The organism is Actomonas aquatica (genome assembly GCF_019679435.2).
Lineage (GTDB): Bacteria > Verrucomicrobiota > Verrucomicrobiia > Opitutales > Opitutaceae > Actomonas > Actomonas aquatica.
Window position 1 is genome coordinate 2,014,628 of sequence record NZ_CP139781.1, and the last position, 17,760, is coordinate 2,032,387.

A 17,760-nucleotide genomic window follows, 5' to 3' on the forward strand; every position below is an offset into this window, starting at 1 on the left:
GGCTTTCCTCTTAAGCTGAACCCAAACCGGAGCCTTCCGCCCCCCGTCCCGCGATCAATCCCCGAAAAACATAGAGTTTTAGGTCATTTCGGGAAATGTTCGCCGCCGTGACCGAAACAGATCCCTCGCGCGTCAGTTCGTCGAACGCTCGTAACCCGCTGATCTCGCATCTCAAGTGCATGGGTCTTCAGCGCGAACCAGCTTCGACACAGGGTATCGATCCCGCCCAGCTTCCACGGGCGGGGCTGTCCCTACCGCTCCACCCATGACCGCCACTCAATGATTCAACATGGATCCAGAGACCGTATCTTAGACCTTCAACTCCATTTGGTTTGCGCCGTCATTCATTCTGGGCCTCGGCATCACCCGACTGTCATCCGATGCGATCACCCTGTTTCGTTGCCGATCCAGAACCCGCATGGATCCGATTCCGATCCTTTGGGCCATTTCGATCTTCGTCTGGCAGATTCAATATCTCTGGGCCGTGATCGAACTCTCCAACTACGGCAGGGCGTGGACCCTGTTCGACTTTCTCCTGCTCGTTGGCTTGTCGCTCAGTTTGTTCATCGCCTCCGCGTTGGTTCTGCCCGACGCCGAGTTAAGCGGTGACAAAGACCTGTCGCAATCGTTCCAAAGCGACGGACGATGGTCCCTCGCCGCACTGTCTTTTTGGGGCGCACTGGCGATCATCACGGATCGGCTCCTCTTTTCCACCGGGCTGCTCAGCATCGACATCGTGCTGATGGGTTTTGCGACCATTCTTCCGGTCGGATTTCTGGTGCTTAAAAAGCGGCAGTTACAGACCACCATCACGATAGTCTATCTCGCGCTCACCCTGGCTTCATCCTGGATCCTGTCGCCGAAAGCCTACCCCTAAGGGGTCAATCTTATATTCTTGAATCCCTTTCCCCGAGTCCGCTCCACCATCGCCTTTCACCGTCGCTCCAGCACGGATCGTAGGCGTTGGCCGATGTCGGCGAGGCTATAGGGTTTCACGATCACGTCGCCGACGCCCAGTTGATTCAGCTGGTCGCGTTGTTCGCGGCCGACGTTGCCGGAGATGATGATCACCGGCATGCTCGGACGAATCCGCCGCACGGAGCGCAGGACTTCGATGCCGTTCATGCCCGGCAGATTCAGATCGAGCAGGATGGCATCGAGATCACGCCCTCCGCCGTTCAACAAACGCTCCGCCGCCGCCAGGCCATGTTCAGCCGTCTCGACCGTATAACCCAACTCGGTCATCGCGGTGCTCAGCAATTCGCGCAGGCTTTCTTCGTCCTCCACGATAAGCAGATGCTCCGTGCCGCGCGGCACCGGTTGACTGGTCCCTTCCGCGTCGGAACTGCCCGCCTTCTTGGTTTCAATGATCGGGAAAAACGCGCGGAACGTCGTGCCCTTGCCGGGGGTGCTGTCCACCGTAAGCGCGCCTTGGTGATTCACCACGATGCCGTAGACAACCGACAGGCCGAGCCCCGTGCCGCCCTTCTTCATCTTGGTGGTGAAGAACGGTTCAAAGATGCGCGCCCTCACATCCGGCGGCATGCCGTGCCCGTTGTCGGCAATGGTGATGCAGACGTAGTCGCGCTTGGGGTCGATGTTCTGCTGATCGAGAATCTGTGACCCTCGCACCCGCTTGGACGACAGCCGCAGGCGGCCACCTTCGCCCATCGCGTCACGCGCGTTCACGCACAGGTTCATGATCACCTGCTGCAACTGATTCGGATCGGCCATCAACGACGGCAGGTCCTTTTGCAGGTCAAACTGGAACTCAATCGTGCGCGGGAACGTTTCCGAGAACAGGCGTCCGAGCTCGTTGAGCAACGCATTGATATCGACCGGACGCGTGCTCACTTCGGCCTTGCGCGAGAAGGTGAGGATCTGGCGCACCAGTCCGACCGCCCGATGCGAGGCCTTGTGGATCTCGGTCAGGTAACGTTGCAACGACGCGTCTTCGGTGCGGCCGAGACAGAACTCGGTGTAACCCTTCACGATCGCGATGATGTTATTAAAGTCGTGTGCGATACCGCCGGCGAGCGTGCCGAGACTCTCCATTTTCTGCGCCTGGCGCAGCTGCAGCTCGAGCGTCTTGCGCTGCGTGATGTCCTCGCGCAGGCAGAGGAACTGCACCACCTCATCGGCGTGATTTCGGATCGGGGTGATCTGCACAAACTCCCACAGCTCCTTCTCGTCGCGGCCCCACGAGCAGACTTCGCCGCTCCACGAACCGCCGCGGCGCACCTGTTCCAGCACGTCACGATAGGCACCCGGATCGTCGAAACCGCGCCCGAGCACCTCGATTTCCTTTTCAAAAATCTCTTCCAGGGTGAGTCCCGAAATCTCCGTGTATCGAGGATTCACATACTGCACCTGCCCCTGCGGGGTCGACAGCACGACCGCGGTCGGGCTCTGATCGATGGCTTTGGCCAGTTTGGAAAAATGTTCTTCGCCGAGCCGGCGTTTGGTGACATCGCGACCGATGGAACGCACCGCCCATACCTCACCATCGGCGTTACGCAGGCCCGTCTCCTCCCAAGCGATCCAACGCCAGCCTTGCACGGTCTGCCAGCGGTGCTCGCGCGACACATGCCACGGACGCATGTCGATGCGCGTGATTCCGTTGCGCCAATCCAACGAATCATCGGGGTGCACCTTCTCGCCGAAGGGTCGGCCCACCCATTCTTCGCGGGCGCCAAACTTACGGGCAAAAGCGTTGTTGCAGCTCAGGATGCGTCCATCGCGATCCCACACCACCGCCAGCTCCAAGCTCTCCGCCCATGACTCGACCAGGGCCGCGGCATCGATCGGAGGGGTCTCCGCACAGGTTGTGACTTCTGCACTCATCGCGTTGGTTACACCAGTCCGTTGAGCATGCCCGGCAGGCGGCGCAGGGCGTTTTTCGTCGAGGTCTCCGCCATTTCCGCTTCGCGCGTGTCGTTTTGGAAAAGAATGTTCCACGCGGCGCTGTCCCGCCAGGACCCCGGCTCGACGGGTTCGAGTTGTTCGAAGCCATTACCGATCTCGACCGAGCGCACCATCAGGTCGGCCAACTGCACCGACGCCGCAAACGGCGCATACTCGCCGGCTTTCTCCGGGTCGTGATGCCAGCGCACCGCCGCCACGATTTCCGGGGCCAGGCGGTGACGTTCCAGATAAGCGGCGCCCACTTGGGCGTGATCCCAGCCAATGAGCTCCTGCTCCCGTGCGACCACTTCATCGGTCGTGCCGTAGGTGGCCTTGGTGACCAATGCGGTCTCGGCCGGGAAGGCCAGGGCCATGCCGACTTTGCCGATGTGGTGCAACAGCCCGACAATGTAGTCGGTGTCGTCATCGAGCATCATCGACGTCGAACCCAAAATCTCGCGGCTCATGATCGCGCAGCCGATGGAGTGTTTCCACAACTCGCGCCACGGGAGATGCACGCCGCTCGGGCTGATGCGTTCGAGTTCCTCCAACACCGGCGTCGCCATCGAAAGTTCGCGGATCTGGCGCACGCCGAGATAAAAGACCGCCTCCTCGATGTTGCTCACCTTCGCGGTGAGGCCGAAAAACACGCTGTTCACCATGCGCAGCAGTCGCGTCGTCAGCGAAGGGTCGCGCCGGATGATCTCCGCGATTTGGGCATTATAGCTTTGCTCGGAGTTGACCAAACCCGCCAAGGCCCGGTTCACGCTCTGGAGGGACGCCAATTTTGGGCACGCCTCCAACCGCTTCCGGATCTCTTCTTCCGGATACGGCCCCGTTGCCGGCGGGATAGTGGTAAATTCTGTGGAAACCATGGGATCAGGGGTCCGTCTGGACCGAGTGCTACGTGACCTATCGGTTCGCTGGCCCAGCGATTGAATGGAAAGCGTCAAAATCTTGCGAAGAAATTGGCCTCAACTTTCGCCGCTTCGTGCCGATCTCGCCGTAACCGTGCCCTTACCCAACTCCGCGAACCAACTGCTCCAGGATGCACTGCGCTTGCATCGCGCGGGCCGCCTCAATGACGCCGCCGCCCGTTACTCCGCGGTCCTGCGCATGGATCAACGCAATTTCGACGCCCTTCACCTCGGCGGCCTCGTGGCCCTGCAACAAGGCAACTCCGACCAGGCCCTGCGCCTCCTCGCCGCCGCCAACCGCGTCAACCCCCGCGACCGCACCTGCCTCCTCCGTCTCGCTCTCGCCGAACGCGCCGCCGGTCGCATCGACGCCGCCGAAAAACGCCTGCGCACCCTCACCACCGCGGAGCCTCCCATGGCCGAAGCCTGGGACAACCTCGGCATGGTGCTCAAATCCCGCGGCGCCATCGCCGAAGCCCTCACTTGCCACCAGAAAGCCACCGAGATCGACCCGACCTGCGGCCAACACTGGTATAACCTCGGCCAGACATTCTGCCTCCTCGGCCAACCCGAGCAGGGCCTCTCCGCCCAGAACCACGCCCTCAAGGGGGCCCACGCGTATCCACGCGCCCGTTACGGCCGCGCCATCGCCCTGCAGCAGCTTCACCGCCTGCCCGAAGCCCTCGAAGACTACGCCACCCATCTCCGCCGCGAGCCCGCCCACTTCGCCGCCCACAGCGGCCGCCTGCTCTGCCAACAGTATCTCGATCAACCCGATCCGGCCGGCCGCACCGCCGCCCTCGCCGCCTGGCGCGCCGCCCTGCCGAAACCGAACCGCCTTGAGGCCCGCTCCTCCATCGGTCGCCGTCTGCGCATCGGTTTGGTCTCGGCCGATTTCCGCCGCCACTCCGTCGCGTGGTTCATGCTGCCGCTGCTCCGCCATCTCGATCGCAGCCGCTTCGTCATCACCCTCTATCACGACCACGGCATCACCGACGAGATTTCCGCGGAGCTGCGCGGCCTCGTCGACGTTTGGCGCGAGACCATCTCCCAATCCACGCCCGACTTCGTGAAGCTGCTCCGCGCCGACGCCCTCGACATCGCCGTCGAGCTCGGCGGCCACACCGGCGGCAATCGCCTCGCCGCGTTCGCCCACCGCCTCGCGCCCGTGCAGATCACCTACCTCGGTTATCCCGACACCACCGGCGTGCCCGCCATCGACTACCGTTTCGTCGACGCCGTGACCGATCCGGAAAACCACCACGACGAGCAGACCAACGAAACCCGCGTGCGTTTCGCCACCACCGCCTGGGCCTACCAACCGCCCCCCGAAGCCGGCGCGACCCAACCCGGTCCCGGCGCCCGCGGTGAACCCGTCACCTTCGGCTCCTTCAACAACTTTGCCAAGGTCTCGCCCCGCACCCTCGAGGTCTGGGGCCGCGTCCTCGCCGCCGTGCCCGGCTCCCGCCTCGTGCTCAAGAGTCCCGGTCTCACCCGCGAAGCCGCCCTCGCCGCCGCCGAGCCCGCCGGCATCCCCGCCGACCGCCTCGAGGTGCTGCCCATGCGCGACAATACCGCCGACCATCTCGCCGACTACGAACACATCGACATCGCCCTCGATCCTCTCCCTTACCACGGCACCACCACCACCTGCGAAGCGCTCTGGATGGGCCGGCCCGTCATCACTCTCGTCGGTGAGCGCCACGCCAACCGCGTCGGCGCCTCCCTGCTCTCCGCCATCAACCATCCCGAGTGGATCACCGACTCGGTCGACGCCTACGTCGCCCAAGCCGCCGCCCTCGCCGCCGATCCCGCCGCCCTGCGCGCGCTCCACGACGGCGCCCTGCGCTCAGCCGTGCAAGCCTCACCGCTGCTCGACCACGCCGGCCAGGCCCACCGTTTCGCCGACGCCCTCATCGCCTGCTGGAATGGCGAAGTCGCGCCCCCCGCCTCCACGCCAGCCGCCGCCTGATCCCGTCGCCCGGCCCACCCGCTTCCTCGCGACCCCAGCGCGATGAATCCGAACCAACTCCTTCAGCGCGCCTTCACGGCTCACCGCGCCGGCCAACTCGCCGCCGCCGCCCGCGACTACGCCCAACTGCGTCGCATCGCCGCCACGTCCTTCGACGTTTGGCACCTCTCCGGCACGCTCGAGCTGCAACGCGATAACCCGCGCCTCGCCGCCGACTTCCTGACCCGCGCCCGCCAGCTCAACCCCCGCGACGCGCAGTGCGCCTTTCGCCACGGCCTCGCCCTTCAGGCCCTCGGCCAACTTCCCGCCGCCATCGAGGCCTATCGCCACACCGTTTCCCTCGATCCGGCCCACGCCGATGCCCACGACCGCCTCGGCGCCCTCGCTCTCGCCACCACCGGCCACGCCGACGCCGTGCCGCACTTTCGCGCCGCCACGCAGGCCAAACCCGATTGGCCGCAACCGTGGTGCAACCTCGGCATCACCCTCACCTACACCGGCGACTTCGACGCCGCCCGCCACGCCCTCGATCGCGCCCTCGCGCTCGATCCCGCATTGGCCAAAGCCCACACCGCCCGCGGCCTCCTCCTCCAGCAGACCTACGACCTGCCCGCCGCCGCCGAAGCCTTCGGCGCCGCCCTCGCCCGCAACCCGCAGGACCTCGAAGCCCGCAGCGGCCGCCTGCTCACCCTGCACTACCTCGACGACGTCAGCGCCGAGCAACTCGCCGCCGAACACCGCGCCTACGGCGACCAACTCGCGCCGCTCGAGGACCGCATCACCGCCGCCCTCCAACCCGCCCCGTTCGCCACACCGCCGACCCGCCTGCGCATCGGTTTCGTCTCGCAGGACTTTCGCCGCCACTCCGTCGCGTGGTTCATGCTGCCCCTGCTCCAGCACCTCGACCGCGACCAGTTTGAGGTCTGCCTCTTCCACGACCACGCCATCGAAGACGACATCTCCCAACAACTCCGCGGCCTCGCCGACCATTGGGAAAACCTCCACGGCCAGCCCGACGTCACCGTCGTCGCCCGCCTGCGCGCCGCCCGTCTCGACCTCGCCATCGACCTCGCCGGTCACACCGGCATCAACCGGCTCGGCGTCTTCGCCCAACGCGTCGCCCCCGTCCAGATTTCCTACCTCGGTTACCCCAACACCACCGGCCTTCGCGCCATGGATTACCGGCTCGTCGACGCCCACACCGACCCCGCCCCCCCCGCAGTCGATGCCCGCGCCAGCGAAACCCTCCTGCGCTTCGCCGACACCCTCTGGGCCTACGCCCCGCCCCCCGCCAGCCCGGCCGTCTCGCCGCCGCCCGTCACGACCGCACCCGACCGCACGCCCACCTTTGGCTCCTTCAACGCGCTCACCAAAGTCAGCGACGCCACCGTCGCGCTCTGGGCCCGCCTGCTCGACCAAGTCCCCGGCAGCCGCCTCGTCCTCAAGAGCGCCGGTTTGGAGCAACTTGACCTCGCCCGCCAGGTTCGCGCCCGCTTTGCCGCCCACGGCATCAACGTAGAACGCCTCCGCCTGCTCGGCCGCACGCCCGACTCCACCAGCCACCTCGACCTCTACCGCGAGATCGACATCGCGCTCGACCCCTTGCCCTACCACGGCACCACCACCACCTGCGAAGCGCTCTGGATGGGCCGCCCCGTGGTGACCCTCGCCGGCGACCGCCACGCCAACCGCGTCGGCGTCTCCCTCCTCCACGCCCTCGGCCACCCCGAATGGATCGCCACCGACGAGTCGGACTACCTGCGCATCGCCACTGACCTCGTGCGTGACCGCGCCGCCCTGGCGAGCACCAGCGTCCAACTGCGCGGCGAGCTGCAAGCCAGCGCGCTCATGGATCATCGCAGCCAAGCCGCCAAATTTGGCCAAGCGCTGCAAACCTGCTGGCGCACCACCCACCAACTCCCCGCGCCCCCCGGCACCACCCAAGCCGCCTAAGGGAACCGCGCGGAACGCCCACAACCGCGACGTAGGCCGCGAGCTCGCTCGCGCTAAGCCTGCCCCCCGCCCGCCGCCCTCGACGCCGTCCGGAGGCCGGCGTCCACCTCGGAAACCCAGGTGGACGCGGACGTCCCGGCCGCGTTAGCCCTGCCCCTCCGCAACCATCCCCTGATACCGAGACCGAGTGGCAGAGCGTTTTTAACGCAAAGACCGCAAAGCAGATCGCAAAGGCCACTCCACCGCAACGCGGGCGACACGCCCGCGGCTACAATCTCAAGCTGGATGTAGCAGCGGCCGTCTCGGCCGCTCACGTCGGACCGGCCACCATTCCCCGGCCTCACGTGTCACCCATTAGGTGACACTTTTACATTTCGCGGTCTCCCGTGGCTACGAGCGTGAGCGAGTGGCAGCCCTGCCCCTCCGCAACCATCCCCTGATACCGAGACCGAGTGGCAGAGCGTTTTTAACGCAAAGACCGCAAAGGCCGCAGAGATCGCAAAGGCCCTTCCACCGCAACGCGGGCGACACGCCCGCGGCTACACTCTCCGGCTGGATGTAGCAGCGGCCGTCTCGGACGCTCACGTCGGACCGGCCACCATTCCTCGCCCCACGTGTCACCCATTAGGTGACACTTTTACATTTCGCGGTCTCCCGTGGCTACGAGCGTGAGCGAGTGGCAGCCCTGCCTCTTCGCCGCCATCGCCGGATACCGAGACCGAGCGGCAGAGTGTTTTTAACGCAAAGGCCGCAAAGGACGCAGAGACCGCAAAGGCCACTCCACCGCAACGCGGGCGACACGCCCGCGGCTACAATCTCAAGCTGGATGTAGCAGCGGCCGTGTCGGCCGCTCACGTCGGACCGGCCACCATTCCCCGGCCTCACGTGTCACCCATTAGGTGACACTTTTACATTTCGCGGTCTCCCGTGGCTACGATCGTGAGCGAGTGGCAGCCCTGTCTCTTCGCTTCCTCTCCGCCTCCCTATCGCCTCCTCTCCGCCTCTGCTTCGCCACCCCCTCCGCCCCCCCGGGCAAATCCTGCCGCTTCCACCTCACCGTCCCCTCCTACCTACCCTTCCCGCGTCGCCCTTCAACTCCTTTCATTTTCTTTCACTTATCCCGCAACACCTTACGCGACGCCTCCGAACTATGGCACCCGGATTGCATAACCCGACGGACCATGACCATGCCCGTCGCCGCCACCGCTCCCCAGGCCACCCGCGCGCCCTCCTCGACGTCCTCCGTTGCCGACCACTTCACGGCTGCGCTTGAGGCCGCCATCGCTGCCCCCACCGACTCCGCCGCCCTTTCCGCGTTCCGCGCCGCCCGCCTCGAACTGGCGCAGGCCGTCGCCGAGCTTGCCCCCACCGAGCTGCAGTCCCCTCTTGCCACCGCCGCCCGGTCTGCCGTCACCGCCCTCTGCGCCTCCGGTCTGCTCGATCTCGCTCCCGAACCTGCCGAGACCGCCCTCCTCGCCGAGCTCCATCCGCGCCAGTGGAACCAACTCCTCGCCGGCATGCTGCTCACCGCCGCCTGGCGCTGGGACGCCGCCCCCAGTTTCGACGATGTGCCCAACGACCTCTGGGGCCTCTTCGCCCGCTGGTCCCTCCTGCCCGTCCAAAGCTTTACCCAACTCGGTGACGCCCAACGTTACGCCGACGCCCAACTCCCTCGCCTCGAATCCCTCGCCAAGTGGGTCGAACGCAACTGGGGCTCCGCCGCCGTGCGCGCCGCCACTCAGGCCTACCTCGCGACCAGCAACAGCATCCCGCTCTACTTCAGCGCCGGCGACCTGCGCCGCCACGCCGAAGCCCGTGGCCGCATCCTCCAGCGCGCCTTCAACACCGATCCCGCCGGCACAATCCGCCCCGAGGCCTTCGAGCGCTACGGCCGTCCGCTGCGCATCGGTTTTGTGAACCGCCACTTCGGTTCCCAGACCGAGACCTACACCACGCTGCCCACCTTCGAGCACCTCGATCCCGAGCGCTACGAACTCGTGCTCTTCAGCCTGCACGAGAACGGCTCCACGCTGGAGAACCATTGCCGCAGCCGTGCCACCGAGTTCCACGTGCTGCCCGCCGACGACGTGCCCGCTCAGGTCGAAACCATCCGCCTCGCCGCCGTCGACGTGCTCGTCTTCGGCACCAACGTCACCGCCGTCGTCAACGAAGTCACCCGCCTCGCCACCCACCGCATGGCGCCGCTCCAGGTGGTCAACAACTCCTCCTGCATCACCTCCGGCCTGCCCGAGGTCGACGTCTACGTGTCCGGCGATCTCACCGAAATCACCGACGCCGCCCGCCAATTCTCCGAGCGCCTCGCGCTCCTCCCCGGCCCGGCTCACGCCTTCAACTACGAGGCCGACGCCGAGGAACCGACCACTTCTCCGACGCGCGCCGACTACGGCATCGCCGATGATGCCCTGCTCTTCGTCTCCGCGGCCAACTACTACAAACTGGTCCCCGAGATTCAGCACACCTGGGCCAAGCTCCTCACCGCCCACCCGACCGCGCACCTGCTCGTCCACCCCTTCAATCCCAACTGGTCGTCCTCCTACCCGATGGAGCGTTTCCGCGCCGAGTTCGACGCCGTGCTCGCCGCCCACGGCGTGACTGCCGACCGTCTCACGATTTCGGATACGTTCTTCCCGTCCCGCACCGACGTGAAGCAGCTGCTCGCCCTCGGCGACATCTACTTGGACACCTTCCCCTTCTCCGGCGTCAACTCCCTCGTCGATCCCCTCGAGCTCGGCCTGCCGGTCGTCGCCTGGGACGGCGAAACCTTCCGCTCCCGCATGGCCGGCGCCCTCCTGCGTCAGCTCGAGCTGCCCGAGTTCATCGCCACCGACGAAGCGAGCTACCTCCAGATCGTCTGGCAACTCGCCACCGATCCCGCGCACCGCGCGACCACCGCGCAGCGCATCCAAAACGCCATGCACGGCGCCCCGCTCTTCCTCGATCCGTTGGCCGCCTCCGACGCCTTCGGCGCGCTCATGGAACAGGCCTACGACGACCTCGCCACCCAAGGTGTCCGCCCCTTCACCAAGCAGGCCGACCGCGTCATCCAAGTCGACCGCGACATCGACGTCGCCGCCCTCCTCGCCGAAGCCAAGTCCGCCGCCGAGATCTACGACTTCGAAGGTGTGCTCACCGCCACCCGCGCCATCCTCGCCGTGCGACCCAACCACCCTGAGGCTCGCCGCGCTCACGCCCGCGCCCTGCTGGAAACGCACCGTGCCGACCGCGCCACCACTTACTTCCTCTCCAGCCTGCAAGGCGCCGAAGAGGACGCGACCATCTGGTTCGACGTCGCCCGCGCGCTCCACGCCAGCGGTGACACCGCCCAGGCCCTCGCCGCCCTCGAAGCCAGCCTGCGCCTCGATGCCGGCAACCTCGAAGGCTGGATCATGATGGCCGACCTCGCCGACGCCGCCGGTTCCACCGACATCGCCGAAGAAGCCCGCAACGTCGCCCGCCAACTCGCCCCCGAAGACCCGCGCCTCGCGGCAGCCTGAGCCAAGTAAGAAGTGAGAAGTCCGAAGTAAGAAGTCACTCGACCTCCTCTGCCTCTCCACTGCCTCCCACTTCTTACTTCATACTTCCCACTTTATACTTATTCGCACCAATGCCTCCGCAAACGCTCACTGACTCCCGCTCCGCCACCGCCGCTTCCTCCGGTCCGTTGCCGTTTTTCGTCACCCGCTACCATGAGGTCATGCGGCAGAGTTTTGACTCCCCGGCGTGGTATCTGGTCGAGCCGCTCGCCGAGGCGCTCATGCAGGCGTGGCTCAGCCAGCGGCAGGTGTTCCTCTGCGGCAACGGCGGCAGCGCGACCAACGCCGCCCACATGGCCAACGACCTCATGCTCGGGCTCACCTCCACCAAGCGCGGCGGCATTCGCGCCCACGCCCTTTCGGCCAACCCCGCCGTCATGACCTGCCTCGGCAACGACGTGGGTTACGACAACATCTTCGCCCACCAGCTCTCGACCCTGTCCCAGCCCGGCGACCTGCTCATCGCCTTCTCCGGCTCCGGCAACTCGCCCAACATCGTCAAGGCCATCACCACCGCCAAACAACGCGGACTCGATACCTGGGCTATCCTCGGTTTCGACGGCGGCGCCACCCGCGAGCTGGCCGACCACGCCCTGCACTTCGCCGTCAACGACATGCAGATCGCCGAAGACCTGCAGACCATCGTCGGTCACATGGTCGCCCAACACCTCAACCAAATCGCCCGCTAACCCCACCCCTTCGTTTCCGTCCGTCATGGCCAAGATCGCGATCATCGGCAGCAACTCCTTTTCCGGCGCTTCCTTCGCCGCTCATTGCCTCCGCGAGGGCCACGAGGTGCTCGGCCTGAGCCGCTCCGCCGAGCCCGCGCGCTGCTTCCTGCCCTACCGTTGGCTCGACCCCGACGCCCAGGCCCGTTGGCACTTCACCCAGGCCGATCTCAACCACGACCTCGACACCGCCATGACCGCGCTCGACGGCTTTAAACCCGCCGCCGTGGTCAACTTCGCCGCTCAGGGCATGGTCGCCCAAAGTTGGGAGCAACCGCTCGATTGGTATCGCACCAACGTCATGGGTCAGGTCGCCCTGCACGACCGCCTGCGCCATGCCGACTGGTTGGAAAAATACGTGCACATCGGCACCCCCGAAGTTTACGGCAGCACCTCCGGGTCCATCGACGAGACCGCGCCCTTCAATCCGTCGACCCCCTACGCCGCCTCCCGCGCCGCCTGCGACCTGCACCTGCGCACCTTCCTCGCGCAGCACAAATTCCCCGTCGTCTGGACCCGCGCCGCCAACGTCTACGGCCCCGGCCAACAACTCTACCGCATCCTGCCCCGCACCGCCCTCTTCATCAAACTGGGCCACCAACTCCAACTGCACGGCGGTGGCCACAGCGTGCGTTCCTTCATTCACATCGACGACGTCGCCGCCGCCACCCTCGCCATCGCGCTGCGCGCGCCCGCCGGCGAGTGTTACCACCTTTCGACCGATCGTTTCGTCTCGATCCGCGAACTCGTTGAACTCGTCTGCCGCGAAATGGGCGCCGACTTCAACACCGTCGTCAACGTCACCGAAGACCGCCCCGGCAAAGACGCCGCCTACCTGCTCGATTCGACCAAGGTGCGCACGACCCTCGGCTGGGAGCCGACCGTGAGTCTCGAGGACGGCGTGCGCCAGACCATCGCCTGGATCAACGACCAGTTCGAGGAGATCTCGTCTCAGGAATTTAACTACATCCACAAAGCCTAAGACCGCCCGTTCCGCATGGCCTTCCGTCGCCCAAACCATCCCTGCGCCCAACGCCACCTTAGCCCGAACCTCTTCCCGCCAACTGTCACGTATTACGTGACAACTACCACCGTCCTACCGCCGCCCCTCTTTCACACACTGTCACGTATTACGTGACAAACTCCCCGGCCTCTTTCGCCCCTCCTCACTCCTCGTAATACGCTCCGTTCTCGAAGCACTCGTCCAGATTCACCGCCCGTTCCGCCATGAAGGTCCTCACCTCCGCCGACTCCAAGATCATCGCCTTCGACGACGCCGCCGGCCACTTCGCCAAGCTCCGTCACGCCGGACAGCGCATCGTGCAGTGCCACGGCACCTTCGACCTCGTGCACCCCGGCCACATCGTGCACTTCGAGGAAGCCCGCGCGCTCGGCGACATCCTCGTCGTGACCCTTACCGCCGAGAAGTTTGTCAACAAAGGCCCCGGTCGCCCCTTCTTCGACGACGCCATGCGCACCCGCTGGCTGGCCGCCCTCGCCTGCGTCGACTACGTGGTCATCATTCCTTTCCCCGCCGCCGTCGAAGCCATCGAGGCCGTCCGCCCGCACTACTATTGCAAGGGCACCGAATACGCCGACCAGGCCAACGACGTCACTGGCAACATCGCCGACGACGTCTCCACCGTGCGCCGTTGCGGCGGTCAGATGCGCTACGTCGGATCGGTCGTGCACAGCTCCACCAAGCTGCTCAACCGCCACTTCTCGCCCTACGCACCCGAGGTGCAGGAGTTCTGCCAACTCGTCGCCGCCGAGTGCCCGCCGGCCGAGTTCCGCCGCACCGTCGAGAGTTTTGCCAAGCTCAAGGTCCTCGTCATCGGCGACATCATTTTCGACAAATACACCACCGTCGAAGTCCAGGGCCTCACCGCCAAGGACCGCATCCTCTCCGGCCGCTACGTCGAAGAGAGCCTGCAGGCCGGCGGCTCCCTCGCCGTGCTGCGCCACCTGCGCGAGTTCACCTCGCAGGTAAAACTCATCGGCCTCACCGGCACCGAGTCCTGGCTCAACGACACCCTCGCCCAATACCTCCAGCCCGGCGAAGACGCCGTCGTGCGCGCCAAGTCCTTCACCACCGTGGTGAAGCAGCGCTTCGTCGAGTCGAAGGGCGAAGGCAAGGGCGTGAACAAGCTCTTCTCGATCAACTATCTCAACAAGGAGGCTCCGGCCCCCGACGTGCAGAAGGCCCTGCTCTCCCGCATCACCAGCGAAGTCGACGAAGCCGACCTCGTCATCGTGATGGATTTCGGCCACGGCCTCATGGAGGACAAGGTGCGCGACCTCGTGCAGCGCCGCGCCAATTTCCTCGTGGTCAACTGCCAGACCAACAGCGCCAACCACGGCTTCAACGTCATCAACCGCCGCTACCGCCGCGCCGACGCCTTCACCCTCGACCAGACCGAGATTCACCTCGCCGCCGGCAACCGCGACCTCAACTACGGCGAAGCCCTCACCGATCTCGCGAAGACCTTCCAGAGCCGCTACGCCTGGCTCACCCGCGGCGCCACCGAAACCCTCGGTCGCAACTGCCGCAAGGAACTCACCCGCTGCGTGCCCTTCGAGCGCTCGCCCGTCGACACCGTCGGCGCCGGTGACGCCTTCTGCGCCGTCGCCTCCCTTGCCGCCGTATCCGGTGTGCCCCTACCGGTGGCCACCTTCATGGGTCAGCTCGCCGGCGCCCAGGCCGTCAAGGTCGTGGGCAATACCGAGCCCATCAACAAGGGCCGCTTCCTCAAAGCCGGCCAATCGATGCTCACCGTCTGAACCGCCCTCCCGCCTCAGGCCGCCGCCTCATGCCCTTCCTGCTCGTTCACCGTCATCGTTTCGATCGCGCCGCTGGTCGCGGACGTCTCGACGTCGGTGACAGGCGGACCGAAACGGTCGGTGAGATCCATGAGGTCGAGCTGCAGCGGGTAAAGATGTTCGGACATGAGCGTAATGGTGCTCTTCCCGTATCGACCCAACCGACCGCCAGTTAAACACATCCGCAATGCCAACTTCGCCCCATCTGGCCATCTTCACTGACGATCCCGACCGCGGCGGCGTCGCCGCCTACAACCACCAGGTGGCCATGGGCGCACGCCAACGCGGGTTTGAGGTTACGATGTTGCAAACCCGTAGCGCGGGTGCCGCTTTCCAAGAACAGAAGGCCGCCGGCATCGGTCATCACTGGATTCCGTATGACACAAGCGCCGAGTTTGTGCGGACGATCACCGATACCGAAACCGCCACGCGTCTGTTTCAAACTGCGAAGCCGGATGTGGTGCTATTCTCAGACTGCTGCGCGGTATCGAACATCGCCGCCAAGCACGTAGCGATTTCAGCCCACCTGCCGTATCTCACGATCAATCACAACGCGGCACCCTACCTCGCTGAACGTTTCGCCCAATGCCTTCCGGTGGTGGGCAGCCAAATGGCCGGTGCTACGAACGTTATCACGGTTTCGACCGAGAACCTCCGCCTGTTGCGCGCTCATTTCGGACTGGCCGCTGATCGCGGGCTCGTCATTTACCCCGGAGCGACAGCCTCATTCTTCGCGCCGCCAAATGCCGTAAAACGCCGAGAACTCCGACAGCGCTATCGTATCGACGAGGATGCCATCGTCAGTTTCACCGCGTCCCGTCTCGACCCGATGAAAGGGTTCCTCTTCCAGATCCGTGCGCTCGAGTTGCTGCGGCAACAAAACCCTCGTTCGAAGATCGTCTGTGTTTGGGCCGGCGATGGGGAAAGCTTGTCCGCCTTCAATCGGGAGATCGGCCAGAAACGATTGGGTGACCGTATCAAGCTGGTTGGGAGGCAGTCCGACATCCCGGGTTGGCTCGATGCATCCGATATATTCACCCTGACTTCGCTCAGCGAAGGCATGCCCATTTGCATTATGGAGGCTATGGCCAAAAAGGTTCCGGTCATCAGCACCAACGTCGGCGGCGTGGCTGAAGAACTCGCCGACACCGGCATCCTGTTGCCCGATCCGAACACGCACCCGAAGGAGGTTGTGATCGGGCTCACCCAAGCCTGGCACGACTTGGAGAGCCATCCTGCCAAACGTCAGACCTTGATCGAAGCCGCGCATCAGCGCGCGTTGACCGAATTTCAAATTGAAGGCATGATCGATCGCGTGTTGACGGAGGTGGAACGCATTTCGTCCTCTCCCGCAGCAGTTTGAAAACCGCCAAAGCCATCTTCCTTGATCGCGACGGAACCCTGATCGTCGATACGCACTACCTGCACGATCCCGCCGAGGTCCAGCTGCTGCCCGGCGTCTTTGAAGCCATCCGCTTGCTGCGTGAAGCGGGCTATCTCCTTTTCATCCTCACCAACCAAAGTGGTGTGGGGCGCGGCTACTTCCCGCTCGAAGATGTGCACCGTTGCAACGCTCGTATGTTTGAGTTGCTGGAGATCGAAGCGTCTTGGTTTTCCGCAACCGGCATTGCTCCCGAAGCGCCCGATCAACCTTCACGCTACCGAAAACCCAACCCTCAATTCATCAACGAGTGCGTTGATGCGTTCGACCTCGATCGCGAGGCATGCTGGATGATTGGCGACCGGTCATCTGATGTGCTTTGCGGAATCAACGCCGGAATCCGAAGCGTCTTCCTTGGAGGTTGTCTGCCCAACGACGTGCCGGGCGACACCGCCAAGTTTTCGACCCTGCTGGACTTCGCCCGAGCGCACTGCGACGGACGGGCCTGATCAGGCGGCGTCTTTGTGCAACCTATCGCACCAGTTCGGTGAGCCAGAGCTTCCCAACGCCCCGACCAGAAAATCCTGCAAGGCTTTCTCCGGAGCCTTTGCCTCGAAACCCCACCAGGTTCGCGCCCGATCCGGATTGCCGCATGAGCGTTTGATGTCGTTTTCACGGGCGGGCAAATACACCGGTGCAGGGAGATCGGGCACCAGACGCTGAATCATAGTCGCGATGCTGTTCAGTGAAACCTCCGCCCCGGTGCAAACATTGGCTATTTCCACCCGCGCTTCACTCTCCAAGGCGGCAGCAACGCAGGCCCTCGCCACATCCCGCACTGCAACAAAATCGCGAGTTTGCTCACCATCCCCAAATATCGTCAGCGCCTTACCTTGGCGTCCCAGATCGACGAACTTCGACAGCACGCCGGAATAGGGCGACGACGGATCCTGCCGCGGACCGAATACATTGAAGAAGCGTAGGCAGCTTGCGCTCGCACCACCCACCCGCGCGGCCACCGCCAATATCTGCTCGGAGATCAGCTTGGCCGCGCCGTATCGACCCAAGGGACACGGCATGAGATCCTCGTGCAATGCGCCTTGATGCGCGTCACCATACACTGCCGCCGACGAAGCCATCACAATCCGCCGCACGCCCAGCTTCGCGGCGGTCTCGGCCAACACATGGGTGGCCTCGATATTGATCCGAAAATTGTAATCCGGATCCCGGTCTGCCTGCGGCACGGAAACGAGGGCCGCCAAATGAATAATGGCGGAAGGCCGCACCTGCTCCAGCACGCGCCGAAATGCGACCGTGTCGGTGAGGTCGGTGCGCTGGATACTAAAACGCGAGTCTTCGATCACGTTCGCCAGGTTTTCCATGCGACCCGTGCTGAAATTGTCCACCCCCACCACCGCGTTATGCGACCGCAGCAACTCCTCCACAACATGGCTGCCGATGAAACCAGCACAGCCGGTCACCAACACCGTATCAGTTGATGGTAAGCTTGCGATCATGACGGGCGAGGCTC

At 64.8% G+C, this 17,760-nt stretch carries 13 protein-coding genes; 9 read left to right on the top strand and 4 right to left on the bottom strand.

The annotated features are described in order from the left end of the window. Positions 1-418: 418 nt before the first annotated feature. Complete coding sequence (locus K1X11_RS07745) at positions 419-877, top strand: hypothetical protein (RefSeq protein WP_221030012.1); 459 nt, start codon at positions 419-421, stop codon at positions 875-877. A 56-nt stretch (positions 878-933) separates the two neighbouring features. On the opposite strand, the gene K1X11_RS07750 is transcribed toward K1X11_RS07745, so the two are convergent. Continuing rightward, on the bottom strand, positions 934-2,844 hold the full coding sequence (locus K1X11_RS07750) for a hybrid sensor histidine kinase/response regulator (protein WP_221030011.1): 1,911 nt from the start codon (positions 2,842-2,844) through the stop codon (positions 934-936). Positions 2,845-2,852: 8 nt separating this feature from the next. Beyond that, entirely contained in the window at positions 2,853-3,779 is a 927-nt protein-coding gene (locus tag K1X11_RS07755) for an HDOD domain-containing protein (protein ID WP_221030010.1), read from the bottom strand. A gap of 136 nt (positions 3,780-3,915) precedes the next feature. Here K1X11_RS07755 and K1X11_RS07760 point away from each other — a divergent pair, with 136 nt between their 5' ends. The 6 genes from K1X11_RS07760 (at position 3,916) to K1X11_RS07785 (ending at position 14,809) form a co-directional block, all read left to right on the top strand. After that, the gene (locus K1X11_RS07760; RefSeq protein WP_221030009.1) at positions 3,916-5,793 is read left to right on the top strand and encodes an O-linked N-acetylglucosamine transferase, SPINDLY family protein; all 1,878 of its coding nucleotides are present in this window, start codon (positions 3,916-3,918) and stop codon (positions 5,791-5,793) included. A gap of 42 nt (positions 5,794-5,835) precedes the next feature. Next, positions 5,836-7,746: an O-linked N-acetylglucosamine transferase, SPINDLY family protein gene (locus tag K1X11_RS07765; protein ID WP_221030008.1), complete on the top strand. Its 1,911-nt coding sequence runs from the start codon at positions 5,836-5,838 to the stop codon at positions 7,744-7,746. A gap of 1,187 nt (positions 7,747-8,933) precedes the next feature. Beyond that, positions 8,934-11,261 (top strand): tetratricopeptide repeat protein, encoded by a 2,328-nt coding sequence (locus K1X11_RS07770; RefSeq protein WP_324726138.1) that lies wholly within the window; start codon positions 8,934-8,936, stop codon positions 11,259-11,261. A 110-nt stretch (positions 11,262-11,371) separates the two neighbouring features. Continuing rightward, positions 11,372-11,989 carry an SIS domain-containing protein gene (locus K1X11_RS07775; RefSeq protein ID WP_221030006.1) on the top strand — a complete coding sequence of 206 codons (618 nt, stop codon included), beginning with the start codon at positions 11,372-11,374 and terminating at the stop codon, positions 11,987-11,989. A gap of 25 nt (positions 11,990-12,014) precedes the next feature. Continuing rightward, positions 12,015-13,010: a GDP-mannose 4,6-dehydratase gene (locus K1X11_RS07780; protein ID WP_221030005.1), complete on the top strand. Its 996-nt coding sequence runs from the start codon at positions 12,015-12,017 to the stop codon at positions 13,008-13,010. Positions 13,011-13,255: 245 nt separating this feature from the next. Further along, complete coding sequence (locus K1X11_RS07785; protein WP_221030004.1) at positions 13,256-14,809, top strand: PfkB family carbohydrate kinase; 1,554 nt, start codon at positions 13,256-13,258, stop codon at positions 14,807-14,809. Between the two features lie 14 nt (positions 14,810-14,823). On the opposite strand, the gene K1X11_RS07790 is transcribed toward K1X11_RS07785, so the two are convergent. Beyond that, complete coding sequence (locus K1X11_RS07790) at positions 14,824-14,976, bottom strand: hypothetical protein (RefSeq protein ID WP_221030003.1); 153 nt, start codon at positions 14,974-14,976, stop codon at positions 14,824-14,826. A 59-nt stretch (positions 14,977-15,035) separates the two neighbouring features. On the opposite strand from K1X11_RS07790, the gene K1X11_RS07795 reads away from it, so the two are divergent. Beyond that, positions 15,036-16,211, top strand: a complete 1,176-nt coding sequence (locus tag K1X11_RS07795; protein ID WP_221030002.1) for a glycosyltransferase family 4 protein — start codon at positions 15,036-15,038, stop codon at positions 16,209-16,211. Then, positions 16,208-16,738: a D-glycero-alpha-D-manno-heptose-1,7-bisphosphate 7-phosphatase gene (locus K1X11_RS07800; protein ID WP_221030001.1), complete on the top strand. Its 531-nt coding sequence runs from the start codon at positions 16,208-16,210 to the stop codon at positions 16,736-16,738. Before K1X11_RS07795 ends, K1X11_RS07800 begins: the two co-directional genes overlap by 4 nt. Here K1X11_RS07800 and K1X11_RS07805 read toward each other — a convergent pair whose 3' ends face one another. After that, on the bottom strand, positions 16,739-17,746 hold the full coding sequence (locus K1X11_RS07805; RefSeq protein WP_221030000.1) for an NAD-dependent epimerase/dehydratase family protein: 1,008 nt from the start codon (positions 17,744-17,746) through the stop codon (positions 16,739-16,741). Positions 17,747-17,760: the final 14 nt, after the last annotated feature.

Excerpts from the sequence above, each read along its gene's own strand:
- K1X11_RS07780 (WP_221030005.1), top strand. The coding sequence starts at position 12,015 with ATGGCCAAGATCGCGATCATCGGCAGCAACTCCTTTTCCGGCGCTTCC.
- K1X11_RS07805 (WP_221030000.1), bottom strand. The coding sequence starts at position 17,746 with ATGATCGCAAGCTTACCATCAACTGATACGGTGTTGGTGACCGGCTGT.
- K1X11_RS07790 (WP_221030003.1), bottom strand. The coding sequence starts at position 14,976 with ATGTCCGAACATCTTTACCCGCTGCAGCTCGACCTCATGGATCTCACC.
- K1X11_RS07765 (WP_221030008.1), top strand. The coding sequence starts at position 5,836 with ATGAATCCGAACCAACTCCTTCAGCGCGCCTTCACGGCTCACCGCGCC.
- K1X11_RS07745 (WP_221030012.1), top strand. The coding sequence starts at position 419 with ATGGATCCGATTCCGATCCTTTGGGCCATTTCGATCTTCGTCTGGCAG.
- K1X11_RS07785 (WP_221030004.1), top strand. The coding sequence starts at position 13,256 with ATGAAGGTCCTCACCTCCGCCGACTCCAAGATCATCGCCTTCGACGAC.
- K1X11_RS07795 (WP_221030002.1), top strand. The coding sequence starts at position 15,036 with ATGCCAACTTCGCCCCATCTGGCCATCTTCACTGACGATCCCGACCGC.
- K1X11_RS07755 (WP_221030010.1), bottom strand. The coding sequence starts at position 3,779 with ATGGTTTCCACAGAATTTACCACTATCCCGCCGGCAACGGGGCCGTAT.
- K1X11_RS07750 (WP_221030011.1), bottom strand. The coding sequence starts at position 2,844 with ATGAGTGCAGAAGTCACAACCTGTGCGGAGACCCCTCCGATCGATGCC.
- K1X11_RS07770 (WP_324726138.1), top strand. The coding sequence starts at position 8,934 with ATGCCCGTCGCCGCCACCGCTCCCCAGGCCACCCGCGCGCCCTCCTCG.
- K1X11_RS07775 (WP_221030006.1), top strand. The coding sequence starts at position 11,372 with ATGCCTCCGCAAACGCTCACTGACTCCCGCTCCGCCACCGCCGCTTCC.